The following is a 21,352-nucleotide window of genomic DNA, read 5'->3' on the forward strand; positions in this document are numbered from 1 at the left end:
AGCGCAATATCGGAGATGCCCGGGCCGTCGGGCGACGCGATGCTGGGCGGGCAACGGCGGAGGGGGTTGCGTGGCGGCGATCGAGGAGCAGGGCGTCCGGTGGCGGCCCGGATGGACCAGGCGTGTGTTCTGGCAGGCGCCGGTCGGTCCGATCTACGTCGCGACCCTGGTGCTCTCGGTCGGACGGGGCGCCTGGTACGCCTGCTGGGCGTTGTTCTTCCTGCGCTCGGTCGGGCTGTCACCGGCCGAGTTCGGCTTCGGCATCACCGCGGCGGGTGTGGTCGGCATGGTCGCCGGGATGCCGTTCGGCTACCTCGCCGACCGCCTGGGTCCACGCGAGGTGTTGATCGTCGTGGCGGTGGTGCAGGGGCTCGCCACCATGTCGCTGGCCCTGGTCGGCGACTTCTGGTCGGCCATGCTGGTGACGACCGTGGTGGTGACGGTCGAGCGGGCCGCGCCGGGCATCCGGATCGCGGTGCTGTCCGGGTTGACCAGCGGCGCTGACCGGCTGAAGGCGATCTCCAACTGCCATGTCATGAAGGAGGTCGGCGCGGTCGCGGGCTCGCTGGTGGGCATCGTCGTACTGGTCTTCGACAGCCGGGCCGGATACGTCGCCCTGGTGCTGTTCTGCGGCTCGGCCAACCTGGCGTTCGCCCTGCTGATGTCCCGGGTGCCGCACGTGGAGTCGTTGCGCGAGCGCAAGGTCAAGCGCAAGGTGCTGGTGCTGCGCGACCGGCCGTTCCTCGTGCTCACCGTGCTCAACGGGGTGCTCGCGCTGAACTGGGGCCTGCTCGACTCCGGCCTGCCGGTCTGGCTCACCACGCACACGCAGGCGCCACCGTGGACGATGGGCGTGCTGCTGGCCTTCAACGGCGTGGTCATCGTGCTGCTGCTCAACCGGTTCACCCGCGCGGCCGCGACCGTGCGTAGCGCTGGTCGACTGTCCATACTGTCCGGTGGGACGCTCGCGGTGTCCTGTCTGCTCTTCGCGACGACCGACGGCGGCGCCGGGACCGTGGTGATCGCCCTGCTCTTCGCCGCCGCCGCGGTGCACACCTTGGGCGAGCTCTTCTTCGTCGGCAGCGGGTACGGTCTTTCGGTGGGGATGACCCGGGAGGAGGCGCACGGTGAATACCAGGGCATGTTCGGCGTGGGCGAGGGGGCCGCGATGATGCTCGCCCCTGGCCTGCTCACCGCGCTGCTCGCCGGGTGGGGCGCGCCCGGCTGGCTGCTGCTCGGCGGGCTGTTCCTCGCGGCCGGCACCGGGCTGCTGCTCACCAGCCGATGGTCGATTCGGCTGGAGCGGCAGCGCGCGACGGCCGAACCGCGTGAGCTGCAGGTGGTCGCGTGAACGGCGAGCAGCTTTCCGCCGTGGCGAGGGCGGTCATCGACGCGAACTTCTACCTGACGCTCGGCACCGTGGACGAGACCGGCGCGCCGTGGGTGTCACCCGTCTACTTCGTGACGGCGGACTACCGGGCGTTCTACTGGGCTTCGAAGGCCGACACGCGGCACTCCCGCAACCTGGCGACGCGACCCGAGCTGAGCATCGTGATCTTCGATTCGCGGGTGGCGGTGTACCAGGGCCGGGCGGTCTACCTGACGGCGATCGGCGAGGAGCTCACCGGCCCGGACCTGGACGCGGGCATCGACGTCTACAACGGACCGGCCGCGGCCCGCGGGGTGTCCGTGCTGGAGCGGGCGGACGTGGTGGCCCCGGCGGCGTACCGGCTGTACCGGGCCCGGGCGGTGCAGCACTACACCCTCGACCCGGACGGCCACGACCTGCGCGTCCCGTTCCAGCCGTGACGCGCGGCTGGGCGGGGTGAGGGAAGAGTCATCGGGCGGGCGGCCGCCATGGCCGCCCGCCCGATGGTGCCGGTCAGCAGCCGGGTAGGCGGAAGCTGGCGATGCGGGTCTGCCAGCCGTTGCCGTTGGGCGCCTGGGCGGCCCCGGCCTGGGTGTAGTACTCGTTCACGTACCAGAAGGTGCAGTCGTCGACCGGGTCGACGTTCATCGAGCTGTAGTCGCCCCAGCGTGAGTTGAGGCTGGTCTGCGCGGCCGTGCCGTTGACGACGGTGGCCTCGCCCAGGGTGAGCTCGCCGCGCCGGTCACCGGCGAGGCGGCCGGTGTACCGGATGCCGGGGTAGACGTCGGTGCCGTTGACCACGCTGTAGCCGAGGGCGATGTTGCCCTTGCGGTCCTGCGCGATGCTGCCCATCCAGCGGTTGACGGTGTCGTTGGGGGCGAAGGTACCTTCCTGGTGGATGGTGTAGTTGCCGCGCTTGTCACGGCGCAGCTCCCACCAGCGGACGCCGGCCTGCCCGGGCAGCGCCTCCACCGACTGGTTGGTGACCATGGACTCGTACGAGCCGAACGTCCGGTAGGCCAGCCGCCAGGTGGGCCGTTGCCGGTACGAGAGCACGTCGAGGTACTGGTCGCGGTTGGTGATGCCGGGTTGGGGCAGGCAGTCGCGGGCGGTCGGCTGGCAGGGGAAGACCGAGTCGAACCCGGCGGTCGGCAGCTGGGTCTTGAGCCCGATCGAGGCGGTGGGGGCCGCGTTCCAGGTGACGCTGAACTCCCAGACGTTGACGGCGTCGAAGGTGGCGCCGTAGCCGGCACCGTCGTCCTGGGTGCCGACGATCGGTGCGGGCGAGCCGGCCGGGGGCGGCTTGGGTCCGTCCGCGTCGGCGGGGAGCAGGCCGTCGCCGATGAGGTTCAACGGCACCCGGCCCTCCTGGAGCAGGTAGCTCACCGCCCGGGCGTCCGGGTCGCCGGCGATCATCCGGTCCCGTTCGAGGCCGTAGACGCCGATGCCGTAGACGGACGGGTCGACGGTGCCGAACTCGCGGGTGGTGATCAGGTAGGAGTCACCCCAGATCCCGTACTTCGGGTAGTCGGGGAAGTTGTAGCCGGTGTTGAAGGCGTACCGGTAGTAGGAGCCGGTCGGGTCGCCGGTGGTGGAGATGGCGACGCAGTTGTAGAAGAGGTTGGCCGGCTCGTTCGGGTAGTCCGAGCCGCGGGTGGTGAACTGGGTGAGGATCCAGCGGTCGGCCCGCTGGTCGTAGAGCACGACCGGGTCGCCGGAGTGCTCGGTGCACTCGTCGACCGCGAAGCCGGCCCACAGGTCCCCGAGCGCGAGGGGACCGAGCAGCAGCCGGCCCGTCTTGGCGTAGACCCCGAAGACCAGGTTGACCATCTCGACGTAGTGGTTCGGGCCGACGTCGCCGATCGGGTCGGGCGGGTTGACCCGGCCGCCCAGCACGTTGAAGTTGTCCTGGTTGCTGAGGCCCTCGAAGTTCGCGGTGGTGCCGCCGATCGTGCGGGGCGGCTTCTTGGCCTGGACCGCCTGGTCGGGGGTGTGGCCGCGGTCGCTCAGTCGCGGGCCGCGTTCCTCGGGCAACTGCGGCGGCGTGGGCGCCACCGAGCGCCGGGCGGTGCGGGCGACGTCGCGCAGCGGCGCGGTGACGTCGAAGGCGGCGGGCTTGCTGAAGGACGCCTTGCCGACCGCGGGCGCCGGGTCCGGTTGCGCCTGGGCGGTGTGGGTGGGCGTGAGCAGGCTGGCCAGGAGTACGCCGACTCCCAGGGCCGCGAGGCGCCGGATCCGTCGTCGTTGACTTCCGTCGATCACGTGGTCCTCCCATTGATCCACTCTGGTAGATCTTTTGAGAAACCCTATGGGGTGATCGTCGCCAGTCTGTAGCGTGAACCGCGTCTGGAGCTTGGTGCGGGAAGTGACATTCCGCCGATGACCCAGGGTGATCGGCGTACCCGGCATACCGACAGTGCGTGATCGGTCGGGCAGCCGGCGGGACGCCGGGCGCCGCTGCCGGTGACGGTCCGCCGTGACGCCAGCGTGGAGATTCCGGGCCCGGGTCAGGCCTCCCAGCAGGCCTACTCCGGGTGGTTGGCGGTGCCGCGCCCGGTCTGGAAGGGCGTGGTGATGCCCGAATAGCTCAGGTGCAGGATCATGCCGTTGGCGGCGTGTTCGAGGTTGTGGCAGTGGTCCATCCAGATCCCGGGGTTGTCCGCCAGGAACGCCACCCGGTAGGTCTCGCCTGGCCCGACGTCGAGGGTGTCGACCCACCACGGGCTCCCGCTCGTGGGCCTGCCGTCCCGGCTCAGCACCAGCATGTGGTGCCCGTGCAGGTGCATCGGATGGTGCTGGCCGCTGCGGTTGACGTAGGTGACCTCGACCAGGTCACCGGGGGAGACCATGAGCATCGGCACATCCGGGAACGACCGGTTGTTGAACGTGTACCGCACCGCCGGGCGGCCGTCGTAGAAGCCGAGCCGCTCGTCGACGCGTAGCGTGAAGCGCCGGTCGACGTGGCCTGCCGCTCCGAACGGGGTGGCGGCGGGCGTGCCGTAGCGGGCGGGGTCCAGCAGCGCCGGCGCCGGACCCGCATGGCCGGGGCCTGCGTGCCCGTCGGAGCTGTAGACGATCGCCGGGCCGTCTGCGCGGAGGACAACCGGCCGGTCGGGCATCGTGAACGCCAGGTCGTAGCGGGCCCCACCGCCGACCAGGATCCGCACGCCCTTGAGCAGATTCGGTTCGTGCACATCGGTGCCGTCGATCGCGACGACCCGTACCGGGGCGCCGGTCAGGGTGAAGGTGGCGGGGTTGCCGTCGGTGTTGACCAGCCGGAGCCGCACCTGCTGGCCGGCCGGCGCCTGTCGCCGCCGCACGCCGGTGGTCACGCCGAGGGTCGCGACGCCGTCCTCGTCGACCCAGGTGTGCCGCAGCACCGTCTCATCGACGTCACCGCTCTGCTCGGGCGCGTTCGCGGGCAGGACCACGAGCGCCCCGAACAGGCCCCGACGGACCTGGACGGAGGACATCTCGTGGGAGTGGTACCAGTAGGTGCCGACCTGCGTGGCCCGGAACCGGTACACGAACCGGCCGCCTGGCGGGACCGCGTCCTGGGTCACCCCCGCCACGCCGTCCATCGCGTTGGGCACGTCCACGCCGTGCCAGTGCAGGGTCACTCCCACGCCGGGCAGCCGGTTGACCAGCGTCACCTCCACCAGGTCCCCCTGCCGGACCAGCAGCTGCGGGCCAGGCGTGACGCCGTTGAACGTCCATGCCTCCACCTGCTGCCCCGAATCCAGTCGGATCCTGGCGGGCTGCGCGGTCAAGGTGAACCGGCGTGCCGGCACGCCGTCGGTGTCGGTGCCGGTCAACGTGGTCACACTGACACCACCGTGGTGGCGATGACCGACCATGCTGCCGCCGCCGATGTTGGCGGGGCCGCCGGTCATGCTGTTGCTCGCCGGCAGCCGGCTGGCCGTGGACATCGCCGCGAGCACCGTGGCGGCCACCGCGGCGCCGAGAGCGCCCTTCGCCGCCGTACGCCACCACCGGCCGGCCGACCGCCGACTCCATCGGGTCCGCCGCCACACCGATCCCACCGCGGCAGCGCCGAGGACACCGACACCGGTCACCGCAGCGGCGCCCGTGCCGGCCAACTGCGCCGCGCTGGCCACCAGCACCGCACCTACCGCGACCGTCGCCGCCCAGTAGTCGCCGAGCCACCTGGCTGCCCGCCACTCGCCACCGGGCGACCCCGGCATCGGGCGTACCCACACCGCGTGAACCGTCGCGACCACCGCCAGCGCCGGGGCGACGAAGACCAACCTCGGCCCAGCGAAGTCCCACCCGTTCGGCAGCAGGAGCAGAGCCGCAACCACCCGCAGCGTAGCCCCGCCGAGCAGCAGCCCAGACAGCAGCCGCCACATCCGCGAACCGTTGGTGCCTGCCGGGGCCGGCGGACGCATCACGACCCAGCCCGCGGCCATAGCGATGGGCACAGCCAGCAGCGCGATCACCATGTCGGTGTAATGCGCCCAGAGGAACACCGGTCACCCCTGCACAACGTCGATGAGCTACCCGCCGCCACCGGACCATACCGGCGACGTCAATGGGAGCGGCCGGCCCGCAGCGGCCCCGCCCAGTGTCGCGGCGTCTCGCTTGCGGCACCTGTCGCGTCAACGCGTCGACAGCGGAGAGGTCTCCGTCAGATCCACACACCCGCCAACATCAGCAACTCAGGCTGGGTGTCGTACGGATGCCTGGGATCAGGGGATGCCGAGTCATCGCTTTGTGGCGATCAGTATCGGAGGTTGCTGGCCAGCAGCGGCGGGTACACGGCGGAGGTTTCACCGTCGACCGTGGTGCCTCCGAACTGCAGCATCGCCCGTGCCGCGCCGTGAAGATTCGCCGGATAGTTCAGGGCGGGTGCGGACACCTCGTCCAGCGCGGACAGCTGCTGCGCGGTGAGGGCTACCTCGAGGCCGGCCAGGTTGTCGCTGAGGTGGCTGAGTCGGCGGGCGCCGAGAATGGGTACGACGGTGCCGGGACGTGCTCGCAGCCAGGCCAGCGAGACCGCAGCCGGGGTGGTGGCGAGTTCGTCGGCGATCGTGACGACTGTGTCAATGACGGTGTAGTCGCTGTCTCGGGGACCGGGCATGTGGCCTGACCGGGCCGAGTCAGTGACCTGGGTGTTCCGCCGGTACTTGCCGGACAGGAAGCCGTTCTTGAGCGGGCTCCAGGGGACCAGGGCCAAGCCCTGATCATGGGCGAGCGGAGCGAGTTCGCTCTCGACTTCCCGCGCAAGCAGCGAATACTCGACCTGGAGTGCGATCAGTGGGGTCCATCCCCGAAGGAGCGCCATGGTGTGGGCCTGTGCGGTCAGCCACGCCGGCGTGTTCGAGAACCCGAGGTAGCGAACCTTCCCGGCGTGGACCAGATCGTCGAGGGTCCGCATGGTTTCCTCGATTGGGGTGTTGCGGTCCCAGTTGTGCAGCCAGTACAGGTCGAGGTAGTCGGTGTTCAGCCGGCGCAGCGTGGCGTCGAGTTGCGCGATGATGATGCTGCGGCCGGTGCCGCCGCCGTTGGGATCGCCTGGGAAGAGGTTGGTGAAGAACTTCGACGCCAGGATCACCCGTTCGCGCCGGCCGGGCCGGGCGGCGAAGAAGTCTCCGATGATCTTTTCAGAGTGGCCGTTGGTGTAGAAATTGGCGGTGTCGATGAAGTTGCCCCCGAGGTCCAGATAGGTCGCGAGGATCTCCTCCGACTCCTCAATGCTGCATCCGGCGCCCGGCGGGTCCTCGCCGAAGGTCATCGCTCCCAACGCGAAAGGACTGACTCGCAGTCCCGAGCGGCCGAGGGTGACATAGTGGTTCAGCGGCATGACCGCGCTCCCTTGGATGTTCCGACTGGTCGGCTCAATCCAAGCGCGCGCCGCGTGTCTCAAGGTAGAAAGATCCGCGCACGTTCTTGCCTGATCCTACCGATGTCATTGCGATCCGGTCAGCCGGCACATCGGCCGCCCGGGCTCCGTTTACGAGGAAGGATCGGGCAAGTAGGAACGAGTGTTTCTATATCGTTCCTATCTCCCAAGCTGCTTTCCAGGTCTGTCCACGGTTCAGGGGACCCCGGCTCCGGCGATGGGACGGGTAGGTGGTGACAGGCGCTGTCCTGACACGGCCTCGTGAGCTCCGGCCCCTGCAAGCCGTGGAGGTCAGGCGAACGCCGGCGGTCAGACGACCGCCGGCACGGCGGCTCGGGTTGTGCCGCGCAGGCGGGCGGCGTCCTGGCTGGGAGGGGCGCCGAACTGGCGACGATACTCCCGGCTGAACTGGGAGGGGCTTTCGTAGCCGACGCGCGTGCCCACGCCGGTGATGTCGTTGGGGTGGGTGGCGAGCAGGAGCCGCGCCTCCTGCAACCGGATCTGCTTCTGGAACTGGATCGGGCTCATCGCGGTCACGGCCTGGAAGTTGCGATAGAACGCCGAGACGCTCATCCCGGCCAGTCGCGCCAGCTCCTCCACCCGGAACGACTGCGCGTAGTGGTCGCGGATCCACCGTACCGCGCGGGCGATGTGGCTGAGGCTGCTGTCGGCCAGCCCGAGCTGTCGGACGGCGGTGCCCTGCTCTCCGGTGAGCAGCAGCCACAGGATCTCCCGTTTGATCAGGGGCGCGAGCACCGTGATGTCCCGGGGCCGGTCCAGCAGCCTAAGCAATCGGATCACCGCGTCGCCGAGTTCGTCGGGGACGTCGCTGACCACCATTCCCGACGGCGTGCCGCCGGTCAGCGGCGGGAGATCGCCCGGCGCGGCCTGCAACAGCAACTCCGCGACCGTGGCTGGCTGCAGCAGCAGCCCGAACCCCAGAGCCGGCGAGTCGGCGCTGGCCTGAGTGAAGCGGCCGGTGACCGGCAAGTCGACCGACGCGACGAGGTACTGACCGGCACGGTACTCATACACGCGGTCGCCCAGCGCCATCTGTTTCGCGCCTTGGGCGATGAGTGCCAGCACGGTGCCGGACATCGACGTGGCCGGTGCGGTCTGCTGCTCGACCTTCGAAATCAGCACCCCGTCGATCGCGGTGCTCATGTCGGACCGGGCGTGGCGGGCCAGCAACGCCCGCAGCTCATCGAGGTGCACGGCACGATTGAAGCACAAACCTGACACTCGCTGCAGCAGTAGGATCAGGCAAGCACTCGCGAGCTTTCTTCTAACGTTTCCGCTGGTAGCGCCGCTTCAATAGGAGTGTCAGTTTCCCGCGAGCCCATCAAGACTCGACGATTGAGGAGGCGCTCTGATGACTGTTCGCCACGGGTTCCACGCCACCATGACCGCCCAGCCGGGCAAGGTTGACGAGCTGATCAAGCTGTTGCTCGACGCGCCGTCCCTGCCCCACGACGACTGCCTCGTCTTCCTGGTGGCCCGCTCGGCCTCCGACCGCGACGTCGTCCACGTCATCGAAGGCTGGACCAGCGCCGAGGCCCACAGCGCGTTCTTCGGTGGCGACCGGGCCCAGGCCCTGGTCGCGAAGCTTCAGCCGCTGTTGGCCGGCGAGCCGACCTACACCGACGCGGTGCCGGTCGGCGGCAAGGCGATCTTCTGAACCGGCGACCCGCACCGATCACCCTGGCCCGAAGATTCGAGAGGATCTCAGATGAACCCCCTCCGACCCGGCATCGACCCGGAGCTGCTCGCGCCCCTGGCCGAACTGCCGCCCATGCCGCCCCTTGGCCCCGAGGCGATCGAACAACTGCGGCACTTCCCGCAACCGCCCATCGAGACCCAGCTGGAAGGCCGCGCGGTCCAGTGGCGCGACGCCACCGTCCCCGCCGGTGACGGAACGCAGATCCCGCTGTCCATCTTCAGCCCCACCGATCGTGCCGCTGGGGCGCCCTGCGTCTACTGGATCCACGGTGGTGGGATGATGTGGGGCGACCGCTTCTCGAACATCGACATCCCGCTGGAATGGCTCGACCTGTTCGGCGCCGTCGTGATCTCGGTGGATTACCGGCTGGCCCCGGAGGCAACAGGGACGACCCTGGTCGACGACTGCTACCACGGACTGCTCTGGGTGGCCGAGAACGCCGCTGACCTCGGCATCGACCCCACCCGCATCGTCGTGGCCGGTGCCAGCGCCGGAGGTGGTTTGGCGGCAGGAGTCACCCTCATGGCTCGCGACCGCGGCGCTCCGGCCATCGCCGCCCAGTTGCTGTCGTGCCCCATGCTCGACCACCGCAACAGCACTGCCTCCAGCCAGCAGTACAGCGGCCTGGACGGCGTGTGGACCCGGGAGATGAACGAATTCGGATGGCGCAGCGTCCTCGGCGAGCACACCGGCGAGGACATCTCCGCCTACGTCTCGCCCGCGCTGGCGGACGATCTCTCCGGTCTGCCGACCACCTACATCGACGCCGGGACCGCCGAGGTCTTCCGCGACGAGGACGTCACCTACGCGACCCGGATCTGGGCCGCCGGTGGCCAGGCGGAGTTGCATCTATGGGCCGGCGGTTTCCACGGATTCGCGGCGCTGTTCCCGCACATCCGCGTCTCTGCCGCCGCACGGCGCGCCCAGACCGACTGGTTGGCCCGAGTCCTGAGCCCCAGCCCTGATCTCAAGGGCTGAGCCGGTCCCACGGCCGGCGCCGACGTGCGCCGGCCGTGGACACCCGCGTCGGACGCGGCATCGCGGCCCTAGTGTGCCGGGGAGGGGGCTTCGGGGGGACGGCCGGCGGCGTGATGGGCATCGGCGAGGGCGACGGCGAGCAGTATGAGTCCGGCAACGACCGGAGAGGCCAGCGGCGGGGCGAAGTACAGGGGGATGGCGGCGACTGCCAGTGCGGCGACGGCGACGACGCGGCGGATGGAGAGCCGGTTGTACACGATGCGTTCCAGACGGATACGGCCGTAGAGGAACAGTGCCGGGCCGCCGAGGCTGGCGATGAGCCACGCGGGCTCAGGCGTGCCCCCCGGATGTTTCAGCACGGCCTCGAAGCCGACGGCGGTGGCGACGATGCCCAGCACCATGAGGACGTGGGCAGTGCCGGTGGCGCGGCCGGCGGCGTCCCTGTCCCCTGCGGCGGCGAGGGCATCGGCGAGGATCTGCCCGGAGCGGTAGAAATAGATGCGCCACAGCAGCACTACTGACAGGAACGCCACCACCAGCAGCGTCGAGGTGGCTAGGCTGATCGGCTCGCTGGTGAACGTGGTGCCGACCGCGAGCACGGTTTCTCCGAGGGCGATCATCAGGAGTTGCTGGTAGCGCTCGGGCAGGTGGTGCTTGCTGTCCGTGGCCCACGCACTGACCGGCGGTTCGGGCGTTCCCGGTGCCGGCCAGCGCAGCTGCGCGGCGACGATGTCCACGGTCACGCCGGCCCCCCACAGGGCGGCGCGGGCGCCGCCGCTGACGGCGGCGCCGGCGAAGAAGATCCCCGCCGAGACCGCGTGCCATGGCAGCGACCGGCGGTAGAGCTGTTGCAGGGGGTGTCCGCGCAGCGCGGGCATCAGGATGAGCGGCCGGCCCAACTGCAGGATCACGTACGGCAGTACGAACGCCAACCCGCGGCCGATGAACGCGGACGGCAGCGACGACGACATGACCAGTATCCCGAAGGCGCTGGCCAGCACGATCCACTGGATCTTGGGGCGGCGAGGGTCGAACCAGCTGGTGATATGCGCGGTCGTGATCCACAACCAGATCAGCGGCAGCGCCAGCACGAGCAGGTAGGCCATCGCCCGCCATCGGACGACAATGTCGTGGCTGACGAGGTCCCGCCCCACCCGGCTGACCACCCCGGCCAGGGCGAACACCAACACCAGGTCGACGAACAGTTCCAGAAAGTTGGCCTGCCGCACGTCCTCGCGACGCTGCAACAGCTCCTGACCCTCTCCACCGCCTTCCCGCAGTCCCACACCGCTCATCGTCGCCGGACACCACCCCGGCACACCGGCGGTTGGACGTCGTACACCCGGAGGGATGCGTCCGACAAGGCCACCCAGGCGGGTATCACCGTCCATCCGGTCAACTGAGGTGGTGGCGCGACTATGAGAAGCCCGTCCCGCCCGGGTCGGCCTCGCGGTTTTCGGGGGAGCCAGTCTCCGCTTCCGCGGAGAGTGCCTGTCGCAGTTGGCGCCGTAGCGGCCGGCTGACCACGACCTCCACCACGGCGGTGACCAGGCAGGCCACGGCCAGCCATCCCAGCGCCTGGAGGGCGGAGATTCGGGCGGTGACGGGCAGCAGCGAGAGGAGCGCGACTGCTGCGGCGAGCCGGGGCCAGACCAGGGCGCGGGCCCTGCGGCTCAGCCGCCACTGGAATGCCGCGTGGGCCGCCAGGAACAGCGCGACCCCGCCGTAGAGGGCGTAGCGGCCGAGTGTGTCGAGCGGGTCACCACGGTGGTAGGCGTTGATGTCTCCGACCAGTGACGGGGTGTGCTTGAGTCCGACGGAGAGCAGCATGATGCCGGCGATCATCGGTAGGTGCAGATAGGTGTAGCCGTCCCGGGCGAGGGCCACCCGGCGGACCGGTTGGGCCCCGCGTATGGCGTGTTCCCCGGTCAGCGTGGAGAGGTCGAAATAGATCCACTCCAGCGCGCCGGCGACGAGGACCGCGAACGCGGAGGCGATGAGCAGGCCCGGTGTGTTGGGCAGGTCGGTGCCCGCGATGCCGATGGCGACCAGGACCTCGCCGAGCGCCACGATGATGATCAGATTGTGCCGTTCCGCCCAGTGCCGGGCGGAAAAGATGGCCCGTGCGGGAATCGGTAGCGCCATGCCGAAGCCGTAGTCGACGGCCACGGCGATCCCCCAGAGCAGCACCTGGCCGAGCCTGACCCGCTCGGCAGGCAGGCCGGACGTGGGCAGCAGCACCGCGGTCAGCAACAGGCCGGTGGCGACGCTCAACGGTATGGTGAGCGCCGAAACGTCGCGCACGCGCAGCCCCGGCGTGGCGTACAGCCGCAGAGCCAGGTAGAACACGCGTACCAGGACGAAAAGGGCGACGAACAGAAGCCCGCTGTCGACTCCGCCTGGCAGGTCGTCGAACACCTCCCGGATGGTGACGGCCAGCAGGAACAGGACCGGCGTGGCGGTGAGGATCACCAGCCGCGACAGACCGTAGTTGGCCCTCACCCGGTTGCCCAGCCAGGCGAACAGCGACCACGACCACCACAACAAGGTGAGCACCAGCAGCCCGTGGGCCACACCGAGCGCATTGTGCTCCGCGGTCATCAGGGTGGTGACCTGGATGAACGCGAAGACGAACACCACGTCGAAGAACAGTTCGGCGGTAGTGACGTTGGTCTTCTCGGTGACCGGACGTAAGCCCCGGCGTAGCCGCTCCACCAGCGCCCCCGCGGTCAAGCGCGGCCAGGACACGCGAGCGAGTCCGAGGACCGACAGGACAGCTTCTTCGTCACCGCCACCAACGGGTGCCGGGTGGCTTCCCCGGGGCGGTGACTAGGGCAAACCCTACGCCGGCTGGCGGCGGCCCGACGTGGGCCTGACGAAGTCGCCGGACATCCGACTTGGCGGCAGCGACCAGGCCGACCGGGATCGGCCGGCCGGCCCGAGCGGCGGGAAGGAGGCCCGCACATCACCATCGGCGAGGCGACGCTCCAGATTCGAGGTAGCACTGATCCGCGAACCGGGCGGAGCGGCCTAGGCTGCGAAAATCCGCCATATCTCCCCGGGTCCAAGGAGAAATGATGCGCTTTCGCATTGTCGTCGGGCTGGTCCTTGCCAGCCTCCTCGGTGTGCTTGTCGTGGCGTACCACGAGGCAGCGAGAACACTTGACGATGCGGGATACGGTCGGCAGTTGACGGTGCCGTCAACCCGGATCGGATGACGAGGACCAGTGACAGGTGACTCCGATGAAAGGCGTTGGCGCCAAGACCACCGACCCGGGTGGTCCTGACCGGCTTGAAGTTCTCGGTCTGGTCGAGGCGGCCGTACACGACGGGCGTTACGACGAGGCCCTGCGCCATCTCGCGGCCGTGCCGGCGGACGCGCCGTTGCCGGCGGCGGTGGCTTGGCGCCTCGGTGTGCTGCTGCACCATCGGGGGCGGTTCGACGCGGCCGAACGCTGCTACCAACGCGCGGCACTGGACGCTGCCGACCATGGGCCGTCCGCGCTGGCGGACCGCGCCCAGGTGCTCGCCGGCCTGGCCGCGACCCGCTGGGCGAGGGGCGACCAGGCGCAGACCCGGCAACTCGCCGAGGAGGCCGTCCGCGTCGCGGAGCAGAGCGGGGACGACTCGGCGGTTGCGGCGGCGTACGTGGCGCAGGCGCTGGTCGCGTTCAGCGACGGCAACCGGGCCGACAACGAGTACGCGTACGCCCGGGCGCTCGCGGCGGCCGAGCGGGCCGGCGACTTCGGCCAGCAACTCCGGATCCGGTGCAACGTCGGCTCACGCCTGGTGGAGGAGGGACGCTACCGGTCGGCCGTCGACGAACTCCGGGAGGCGGTCCGGCTCGGCGAGCTGCTCGGGCACCAGACGCTGCTCGCATTGGCGTTGCACAACCGGGCGGAGGCCTGGTTGGGGCTGGGCGAGTTGCGCCGGGCGCGCAGCGACGCGGACGAGGCCGTGGCCCGGTGGCAGCAGGCCGGGTCGCCGCTGGCGGCCTTCGGGTTGACGCTGGCCGCTCGGGTGCACCGGGTCCGTGGCGCTGCCCGCCAGGCGATGGTCGCCTACCAGGCGGCGCTGGCGATGGGAGAGCCGGACGGCAACGCCCAGGTGTTGGTCGAGGCGTGCGCGGGGCTCGCGCGGATCAGCTACGCGGACGATCCGGTGGCGGCCGAGCAGTACGCCGGGCGCGCCCTGGCCATGCCCAGCGCCGCCGGGCCCACCGTCGCCGAACTGGCCGCGGGCTGGGTCGCCCTCTGCTCCGGTGATCCGCAGGCCGCACTACGTTACGGCGAACAGGTCCGATCAGAGGCCGGCCGCCGTCGTGACGCCGCCGGACTGGCCGAGGCCATGGAGCTCGCCGCGCTCGCCGCCCACCGGGCCGGCCCCGAGGCGGCGTCCGGCCGGGGGGTCCGCCGCCTCCTCGCCAGCCTGGCCGAGGCAGCGACCATCTGGGCCGAACTGGGCAACGAGTTCGCCCTCGCCACCAACGCCCTACTGCAGGCACGTCTCTCCGGCGACCAGCTGGCGGAGGAGATGGCATACGAGCGGCTGAAGCAGATCGGCGTGCAGGACGGCGCCTGGCAGATCGCCGGCCCGTTGGCGTCGATCGGCCCGGCGCCCGTCCCCGCGGTCGAGGTGCAAACCCTGGGCCAGTTCACCGTACGGCTGGCCGGGGTGCCCGTGCCGGTGGGTAGCTGGCAGTCCCGCAAGGCGCGGGACCTGCTCAAGATGGTGATCGGGCAGCTCGGGAAGCCGGTCGCCCGGGAGGCCCTGGCCACCGCGCTGTGGCCGGAGGCCCGGACGGACGTGGCGCTGCGCCGCCTGTCCGTCCTGATCTCGACCGTCCGGGGCGTACTCGATCCGGACCGGCAGCATCCGGCTGACCGCTACCTCGCCACCGACCCGGCCACCGTCCGGATCAACCCGGCGCACGTCGCGGTGGACGCGCTGCGCTTCTATGAAGCGGCCCGCGCGGCCATCGCGGCGGACGGCGCGAGCACGACGAAGGCCCGGCCGAGCGGCAGCCCAGATCCGGCAGAGGCCGCGGGCACCGATGGCGATATCCGGCTGCTGAGCCGCCTCGAGGCGGTGGTGGCCCGGTACACCGGCGATCTCTGCGACGACGGCGAGGTCGTCGGAGACTGGGTGCAGCGTCCCCGTGCCGTCCTGGCCGACCTGCATCGCGAAGTGATCCACCGGCTGGCGAGGCGGTGCCGGCAACTGGGCCGCACCGAGGCGGCGATCGGCTGGTACCTGCGGCTCACCGTCGAGGACGGCTACGACGAGCCGGCCCACCTGGGGCTGATCGACGCGTTGTCGGCCGCCGGGCGGCACGGCGAGGCGAGCCGCCGCTACCAGGAGTACGTCGCGCGGATGCGGGAGATGGACGTCGAGCCGGTCGCCTTTCCGCTCCCCGAGCGGGTGCGCCCGTCCGCCTGAACAATTCCTGAACGACTCCCGAAGCCGGCCGATCAGACTGATCAAGTGGACGCCGCCGGCGTGTGCCGCGGGTCGTCCAGCGAGGTTGGACCTATGCGAGGCGGTCAGCTCGCTCTCGTCAGAGGGGGATCGATGACACGAATTCGGGGGAGTGTTGCCGCACTGGCGGTCGGGCTCCTGTTGGCGGGCTGCGGGCCCGACGACGCGGCACCCGCGGCGGGCGGTGCCGGCCCGGCTGGCAGCGCAGGTGCCAGCGCTGCGGCCGACGGCGGGCAGGCGACATCCGATGGCGGGGACGCGACAGGCCAGGGCAAGCCGGGTGGCGGCGACCGCTGGTGCGAGGCGGTGAAGGCCTTCACCGCCTCGATCGATCCGCTGTTCGCGCCGGGCGCCACCGACAGGAAAGCCGATGTGGCCAGCGCGCACGCCCGGGTGAAGGATCTGAAGGCAGCGGCGCCGGCCGAGATCAAGACCCAGGTCGCGGCGCTCAGCGAATTTTACGACGCGGTCATCGACACCACGGGCAAGAGCATGGCCCAAGACCCCGCGGCCTACGCGCGCCTCAACCCGACCATGGCGAAGGTCAAGACGGCGCTGCCGCCGGTGTCGGAGTACACGACGAAGCACTGCCCGGGGCTCGAGAAGTCGCTGGAACAGGTGGGCGTGTCGTGACCACGCGGGCGGGTACCGGCCGGCGGCTGCTCCTGGCGCCGGCCACCGTGCTGCTGCTCACGGCGACCGGGTGCGGACGATCGGAGGAGCCGCGGGCGGCGAGCGCCGGGGGTCAACCGTCAGCGACCACTGCCACGGCTCCCGGGGGAGACGCCGCATCGTCCGCACCGGCCGACAAGCCCGAACCGACGGCGTGCGACCTGGTGACCGATCAGGAGGCGGCCGCGCTGGCCCGGCTCAAGCTCGACCCGCACCAGGCCGGCCAACAGAGCTGCACCTGGACGGCACCGACCACCGGCCCGACCGGCCAGGTGGAGGTCTACGTGGGCGACGGCGCGAAGAAGATGCTCGACATCGAGCGCCAGCTGGGACACGAACTGGAGACGCTGCCCGGTATCGGTGACGAGGCGTACCTGGACACGCAGGCGAATGAGGTCTTCGTCCAGAAGACGGGCACATGGGTCGCGATCCGCCTAGTGCTGCTCAACGACCCGAAAGAGAACCACAAGCCGTTGCAGGACCTGATCCAGGTGGTGGCCGGTCGGCTGTGAGCGGGGCGAGAGCGAACATGCGTAGGCGTGCACGGATGGCGGCCGGGCTGGTCGTCATCCTGCTGACAGCCGGCTGCGGAAAGGTCGGCCTCGGCGGATCCGATCCGGCCGACGACCGGTACGGGTACGGCCCGAAGCCGGACAGGTCCGTGGTCTACCAGCCCGATGTGGTGCTCGTCGAGGGCAGCAGCAGGGTCATCCGGTCGGTGAGCAGGGACGGGTTCACCTACGTAATCGACGGCAGCGCCCGGGGTGCCAAGGACGTGGCGGTCGGTAAGATCATGTTCGCCACGAGCGAGGCGGTCGGCCGGGTGGTCAAGATCGAGCGGTCCGGCGGCGACAAGGCCGTCACCCTGGCCCCGGTGCGGCTGACCGATGTGGTGCGGGACGGCCACTTCACGTTCGACCAACCGCTCGACGCTGAGGCGCAGACCTTCGGCCCGCTGCCTGACCTGCTCGGCGAGGTCGTCGACGGAGGTCCGGCCGGGGCGGTCGTTCCGGACGCCGGGCAGGCGACCGGGCTGGGGGTGAACGCGATCGGCGCGGGCGATGTCCGGCTCGCCGTGCCGCCGATCGTCTTCGCCCCGGCGCCCGAGCCGGGTTCGCGCGGGCCAAGAGCATCAACCAGAAGGTCGGCGACTGGGACATCGAGGCTTACAGGGACAAGTCGAAGATGGGGCTGACCGCCTCGCACTCGACGGCCGTGCAGCGTCTCAAGGTCGACTTCGACATCCAACTGCTGCTCCGGAACCTCCGGGCGTGGGGGGACATCCGGGTGACCAACGGCGTGATCCCCCACCCGCAGTTCCGGATCGACGGAGTCGAGGGGCTCGCCATCACCATCGCCGCCGGTGCCGAAGGCGGGTTGGCGGACAACAAGAAGGTCAGGATCGAGCTGCCCATCGAGGTGAAGCAGCCCATCATCATCGGCGGATTCCCGGCGACCCTCAAGCAGACGTTCAAGTTTCTCGTCAGCACCGGGTTCTCGGCGAAGAACGGCAACATCAAGGCCACCGGCAAGTGGGGCCTCGACGGACCCATCGGATACGTCCAATCGAGTGTCCTGACGCCGGCCTTCTCCGTGCAGGAGAGCATCGTGAAGTCCATCCGTGGCGTTTCGATCGGTGCCGAGGGCATCGTCGTGGCTGCGGAGTTCCGTTTCGGGTTCATGCTCGGCCTGCCGGTCGCGGGTGCCGGGCCGTTCGTCGGCATCGTGGCGTCGGTCGGGGTGACCAACGGATCGGCGGCCGGCCGGATCGGCTTGCCGCTGCCCGTCGGGCCGGGGGTGAAATGCCGGGGATCCACGCTCGTCCTGACCGTACGAGCCGGTGAGGGCATCAGCGTCTCTGGTCAGCAAAGTGATCCTGAGTCGGATGGAGTTTCCGGGATCGTTTCCCACCGTGGCGGGGATGCATGGGCGTGCAGGTGAAATCCCGCGCCCAGTGCTGCTCCGCGTGGCCGGTGACCGGTGGTGGGTGTGCTGATCGCGTTCACGCCCTGGTGCCGGTGGGCTGCGCGGGGCAGCCGGGTCCGGTCCGTTGGTGCGTGTCCCTCCGGACGCTTGCCCGCCAGGCCATGAGGTCTAGCGGGGAAGGGTGCCCTGCGTCGCCTGGGCGCGGGGCGTGTTGCCCTGTGCCGGGTAGGGCCGGTCTTCGACCGGTCCCCCCGACTGGTCCTGGTGATGACGGCTGTGGCTTCGACCTCGGCGACGACCGAGCGGATGACCATGTGCCCGCTGGTCTTGTCGATGACGTCTTGCCCTGGTGGGTGAGGCCGCGGGCGGCGATCCGCCGCCAGGCGCCGTGGTCGCGGTCGCCCTGCCAGCCGCACCCGGTGTTGGGACAGATGGCCCACTTCCAGCCCGCCACCGTCGGCTGGTCTGGCGCTTTGCGATGCTGCAGCGGAGTCAGACACTGCGGACAGTGCTTGGACGTGTTCCGCGCGGGCGCGGTGACCACGGCGACACCCGCCTCGGCGGCGACGTGCCGCATCCGGTCGACGATCTGCCCGCGCACCTGCTGGGACAGGCGCGTGTTCAGGGTGGCGCCCATGCCCTTGGATTCCATCGACCGCAGGTCTTCCACATAGATCACGCTCGCCCCGGCGGCGATCGCCTGATCCACCGTCCAGCGGGCGGCGGCCCAGGCAAGCGCAGCGTTCAGGTTTGCGCGGCGCTCAGACACGTGGCGGATCTCGTCGCGGAGCACCGCATGCTTACCGACGAGTTGATGCCGCTCGGCATCGCCGATAAGCCGCTGGTACTGCTCGGCCTTGGCGTGCAGCCGCTCACCGTGACGGCGCAGCCGGTGCTGCTTCGCGAGGACCCCGGCGGCCCGGAACTGAGCCCCAGCCCCCAACGCCGTGATCCGGCCGTCCTCCTGGAGTCGGAGGGCTCCGGCGGACAACAGGGTGTTCAGGCCCCAGTCCACACCGAGCGCCACCGCGTGACCGGCGCGGCGGGTTTTCGGTACGGCGTGGGTGAATGCCACATCGGCGCGCACCCTGCCACCCATGACACGGACAGTGGGCAGGTGCAGCACCGCACCCGCAGGGACCGTGGGCGGCAGGATTATCGGACAGGCAACCCACGTCCAGTCCCCGTACGCTCGCGGATCCGGTCGTGAGGGCAACTGCAGCCGCAGTAGCGCTCTGCCCGGGTCGGCGTCGCTGCGTTCGAGGGTGGCCTGCTGCCGATCACACGCGGCCAGCAGCAGCATCCGCGGGATCTTCGGCGTGCCTTCGAGTTCGAACACGTCCACCGGCAGCCGGCCGTTGGCGTTGAGGAACGCGACGGCCTGCCGGGTCCGGCCCTTGATGACGGCAGACGGCAGATGCTCCCCGCCAGGGATCGACGCCCGAACCTGCTCCCACTCGACGGGGGTGCGCTTGCGTGGATCGGCCGGCCAGGTCGCCAGGACCCCGGCGGTTACATCGGTACGCCACCCCGCCGAGCGAAGAGCACGCCCGGCCTGCTCCTGGACCATCCGCACGACCCGGTCATTGACCTTCACACCCTCCGGGGCGGTGATGGTCCACCCTAGGCGCCGCAGCGCCATCCACGCGTGCGACGGAAGTTTCCGGCCGCCCGCGTCCTGCCCGGAGGCCAACACCTGCACATCCGCAGTGTTCCAATGCTCACCGATCAGGGCGCCCACCATGCCGGCCACCAGATCGGCACACCAACCGACCCGCTGCGCAAGCACCGGCTGAGACAGCACCTCACCGGTCTCCTCGTCCACACCCCCACGCACCAGAGTGCGGACGCCCGCGGTCCGGGCAACCTCGCCGTCGGCCAGCGGCAGCCTCCCACTCACCGGCTCGCCGCCTCGACACCAATCCACGAGAACCGGCGCTCACGGTCGACCCACGTCACCGGAATCCTCCCCGATCCAACCCAAAGACCAAGCGTCACCAGGTGAACACACCCAGACGCTTCACGACCTTTGAGAGCCGAAGAAATTCCACACGATCAATCTACGATCACTAACGATTCCTAATCAAGTTGGTGAGCCTGTCGGAGCCGTTGGTCAGGCGATCGAGCAGGTGTTGGGGGTCGGCATTCCCCAGGAGGCCGACTTCATCAAGAAGGACATCGTCAACCGGACCGTCGTGGAGCCCGACGTGCCGCTGTGCCGGGACTGATCGGGCCCAGAGTTCGGCTGGCATCCCGCCAGGCGCGGGGCCGGCGGATGCCTCTGACCATCACCCCCGGGGCGGCTGTGCCGCCGCCCCGGGGGGCGGGTGTTGGCTCAGAAGTCGTCGTCGAAGGTGACCGCCCCGCTCACCCCGACCTGATAGGCCGACACCCGGCGCTCGAAGAAGTTGGACAGCTCCTGCACATCCTGCAACTCCATGAAGGCGAACGGGTTGGTCGACCCGTACACCGGCGCGATGCCGAGCTGGGTGAGCCGCCGGTCAGCGACGTGCTGGAGGTACTGGCGCATGTCCGCCAGGGTCAGGCCGGGCACGCCCTGGCCGAGCAGGTCCTCGGCGAACTGCGCCTCGCAGTCGACGGCCTCGGCGAGCATCTGCCGGACCTGGTCGGCGAGGTCGTCATCGAACAGGTCCGGCTCCTCTCGGCGGACCGTGTCGACCACGTCGAAGGCGAACGCCATGTGCATCGACTCGTCGCGGAACACCCAGTTGGTGCCGGAGGCGAGGCCGTGCAGCAGGCCGCGGGAGCGCAGGAAGTAGACGTAGGCGAACGCGCCGTAGAAGAACAGGCCCTCGATGCAGGCGGCGAAGCAGATCAGGTTGAGCAGGAACGCCCTCCGGTCCTGCTTGCTCCGTAGCTCGCGTAGGTCCTGCAGGGAATCGATCCACCGGAAGCAGAACTCGGCCTTGCGCCGGATCGACGGGATGTTCTCGATGGCGGCGAACGCGGCGGTCCGTTCGGTCTCGTCGGGTACGTAGGTGTCGAGGAGGTTGAGGTAGAACTGGACGTGCACCGCCTCCTCGAACAGTTGCCGGGACAGGTAGAGGCGGCCTTCCGGGCTGTTGACGTGCTGGTAGAGATTCAGCACGAGGTTGTTGGCGACGATCGTGTCGCCGGTGGCGAAGAACGCGACGAGCCGGCTGACCAGGTGCCGCTCGGCGGGGGAGAGCCGGTCGAGGTCGGTCAGGTCGGCGTGCAGGTCGACCTCCTCGACCGTCCAGGTGTTGCGGATGGCGTCGCGGAAGCGGTCGAAGAAGTGCGGGTAGCGCATCGGGCGGAGGTTCAGATCCATCCCGGGGTCGAGCAGCATCGGTGTGGTCTCCGT

Annotated in this window: 17 protein-coding genes; 9 read left to right on the forward strand and 8 right to left on the reverse strand. The window is 70.0% G+C overall.

Going from position 1 to position 21,352, the window contains the following annotated elements:
• Positions 1–70 precede the first annotated feature (70 nt).
• Positions 71–1,351, forward strand: a complete 1,281-nt coding sequence (locus ACGF4F_RS33735) for an MFS transporter (RefSeq protein ID WP_393084045.1) — start codon at positions 71–73, stop codon at positions 1,349–1,351.
• A complete protein-coding gene (locus ACGF4F_RS33740; protein WP_357441665.1) occupies positions 1,348–1,809 on the forward strand; it encodes a pyridoxamine 5'-phosphate oxidase family protein in 462 nt (153 codons plus the stop codon). The genes ACGF4F_RS33735 and ACGF4F_RS33740 overlap by 4 nt, the downstream gene beginning before the upstream one ends.
• Before the next feature lie 73 nt (positions 1,810–1,882).
• Here the strand turns inward: ACGF4F_RS33740 and ACGF4F_RS33745 are convergent, their stop codons facing one another.
• From ACGF4F_RS33745 to ACGF4F_RS33760, 4 genes are all read right to left on the reverse strand, one after another.
• Positions 1,883–3,631 (reverse strand): hypothetical protein, encoded by a 1,749-nt coding sequence (locus ACGF4F_RS33745; protein WP_393084048.1) that lies wholly within the window; start codon positions 3,629–3,631, stop codon positions 1,883–1,885.
• Between the two features lie 263 nt (positions 3,632–3,894).
• Positions 3,895–5,859, reverse strand: a complete 1,965-nt coding sequence (locus tag ACGF4F_RS33750; RefSeq protein WP_393084051.1) for a multicopper oxidase family protein — start codon at positions 5,857–5,859, stop codon at positions 3,895–3,897.
• Between the two features lie 251 nt (positions 5,860–6,110).
• On the reverse strand, positions 6,111–7,193 hold the full coding sequence (locus ACGF4F_RS33755; RefSeq protein ID WP_393084053.1) for an aldo/keto reductase: 1,083 nt from the start codon (positions 7,191–7,193) through the stop codon (positions 6,111–6,113).
• A 348-nt stretch (positions 7,194–7,541) separates the two neighbouring features.
• Positions 7,542–8,447, reverse strand: a complete 906-nt coding sequence (locus tag ACGF4F_RS33760; RefSeq protein ID WP_393084056.1) for an AraC family transcriptional regulator N-terminal domain-containing protein — start codon at positions 8,445–8,447, stop codon at positions 7,542–7,544.
• A 157-nt stretch (positions 8,448–8,604) separates the two neighbouring features.
• On the opposite strand from ACGF4F_RS33760, the gene ACGF4F_RS33765 reads away from it, so the two are divergent.
• A complete protein-coding gene (locus tag ACGF4F_RS33765; protein ID WP_393084059.1) occupies positions 8,605–8,910 on the forward strand; it encodes a putative quinol monooxygenase in 306 nt (101 codons plus the stop codon).
• Positions 8,911–8,961: 51 nt separating this feature from the next.
• Positions 8,962–9,930, forward strand: a complete 969-nt coding sequence (locus ACGF4F_RS33770) for an alpha/beta hydrolase (RefSeq protein WP_393084062.1) — start codon at positions 8,962–8,964, stop codon at positions 9,928–9,930.
• 68 nt (positions 9,931–9,998) lie between these two features.
• Here ACGF4F_RS33770 and ACGF4F_RS33775 read toward each other — a convergent pair whose 3' ends face one another.
• The gene (locus ACGF4F_RS33775; protein WP_393084065.1) at positions 9,999–11,321 is read right to left on the reverse strand and encodes a low temperature requirement protein A; all 1,323 of its coding nucleotides are present in this window, start codon (positions 11,319–11,321) and stop codon (positions 9,999–10,001) included.
• Positions 11,322–11,346: 25 nt separating this feature from the next.
• The gene (locus ACGF4F_RS33780; RefSeq protein ID WP_393084068.1) at positions 11,347–12,678 is read right to left on the reverse strand and encodes a low temperature requirement protein A; all 1,332 of its coding nucleotides are present in this window, start codon (positions 12,676–12,678) and stop codon (positions 11,347–11,349) included.
• A gap of 495 nt (positions 12,679–13,173) precedes the next feature.
• On the opposite strand from ACGF4F_RS33780, the gene ACGF4F_RS33785 reads away from it, so the two are divergent.
• The 5 genes from ACGF4F_RS33785 to ACGF4F_RS33805 all read left to right on the forward strand — a co-directional run bounded on the left by ACGF4F_RS33785 (position 13,174) and on the right by ACGF4F_RS33805 (position 18,021).
• Positions 13,174–15,369, forward strand: a complete 2,196-nt coding sequence (locus tag ACGF4F_RS33785; protein ID WP_393084071.1) for a BTAD domain-containing putative transcriptional regulator — start codon at positions 13,174–13,176, stop codon at positions 15,367–15,369.
• Positions 15,370–15,501: 132 nt separating this feature from the next.
• Positions 15,502–16,041, forward strand: a complete 540-nt coding sequence (locus tag ACGF4F_RS33790; RefSeq protein ID WP_357441656.1) for a hypothetical protein — start codon at positions 15,502–15,504, stop codon at positions 16,039–16,041.
• Positions 16,042–16,244: 203 nt separating this feature from the next.
• Positions 16,245–16,592, forward strand: coding sequence for a hypothetical protein (locus ACGF4F_RS33795; RefSeq protein ID WP_357441654.1), 348 nt, complete (start codon positions 16,245–16,247; stop codon positions 16,590–16,592).
• Between the two features lie 17 nt (positions 16,593–16,609).
• Positions 16,610–17,275, forward strand: coding sequence for a hypothetical protein (locus ACGF4F_RS33800; RefSeq protein WP_393084074.1), 666 nt, complete (start codon positions 16,610–16,612; stop codon positions 17,273–17,275).
• A complete protein-coding gene (locus ACGF4F_RS33805) occupies positions 17,266–18,021 on the forward strand; it encodes a hypothetical protein (protein ID WP_393084077.1) in 756 nt (251 codons plus the stop codon). Before ACGF4F_RS33800 ends, ACGF4F_RS33805 begins: the two co-directional genes overlap by 10 nt.
• A 61-nt stretch (positions 18,022–18,082) precedes the next feature.
• Here the strand turns inward: ACGF4F_RS33805 and ACGF4F_RS33810 are convergent, their stop codons facing one another.
• A complete protein-coding gene (locus ACGF4F_RS33810) occupies positions 18,083–19,831 on the reverse strand; it encodes a zinc ribbon domain-containing protein (RefSeq protein ID WP_393084080.1) in 1,749 nt (582 codons plus the stop codon).
• A 510-nt stretch (positions 19,832–20,341) separates the two neighbouring features.
• On the reverse strand, positions 20,342–21,337 hold the full coding sequence (locus tag ACGF4F_RS33815; protein ID WP_357447431.1) for a ribonucleotide-diphosphate reductase subunit beta: 996 nt from the start codon (positions 21,335–21,337) through the stop codon (positions 20,342–20,344).
• Between the last annotated feature and the right edge of the window lie 15 nt (positions 21,338–21,352).

This window comes from Micromonospora sp. NPDC047740, from assembly GCF_043204735.1.
Lineage (GTDB): Bacteria > Actinomycetota > Actinomycetes > Mycobacteriales > Micromonosporaceae > Micromonospora.

Excerpts from the sequence above, each read along its gene's own strand:
- ACGF4F_RS33790 (WP_357441656.1), top strand. The coding sequence starts at position 15,502 with ATGACACGAATTCGGGGGAGTGTTGCCGCACTGGCGGTCGGGCTCCTG.
- ACGF4F_RS33765 (WP_393084059.1), top strand. The coding sequence starts at position 8,605 with ATGACTGTTCGCCACGGGTTCCACGCCACCATGACCGCCCAGCCGGGC.
- ACGF4F_RS33815 (WP_357447431.1), bottom strand. The coding sequence starts at position 21,337 with ATGCTGCTCGACCCCGGGATGGATCTGAACCTCCGCCCGATGCGCTAC.
- ACGF4F_RS33770 (WP_393084062.1), top strand. The coding sequence starts at position 8,962 with ATGAACCCCCTCCGACCCGGCATCGACCCGGAGCTGCTCGCGCCCCTG.
- ACGF4F_RS33755 (WP_393084053.1), bottom strand. The coding sequence starts at position 7,193 with ATGCCGCTGAACCACTATGTCACCCTCGGCCGCTCGGGACTGCGAGTC.
- ACGF4F_RS33805 (WP_393084077.1), top strand. The coding sequence starts at position 17,266 with ATGGGGCTGACCGCCTCGCACTCGACGGCCGTGCAGCGTCTCAAGGTC.
- ACGF4F_RS33775 (WP_393084065.1), bottom strand. The coding sequence starts at position 11,321 with ATGGACGGTGATACCCGCCTGGGTGGCCTTGTCGGACGCATCCCTCCG.
- ACGF4F_RS33800 (WP_393084074.1), top strand. The coding sequence starts at position 16,610 with ATGCGTAGGCGTGCACGGATGGCGGCCGGGCTGGTCGTCATCCTGCTG.
- ACGF4F_RS33785 (WP_393084071.1), top strand. The coding sequence starts at position 13,174 with ATGAAAGGCGTTGGCGCCAAGACCACCGACCCGGGTGGTCCTGACCGG.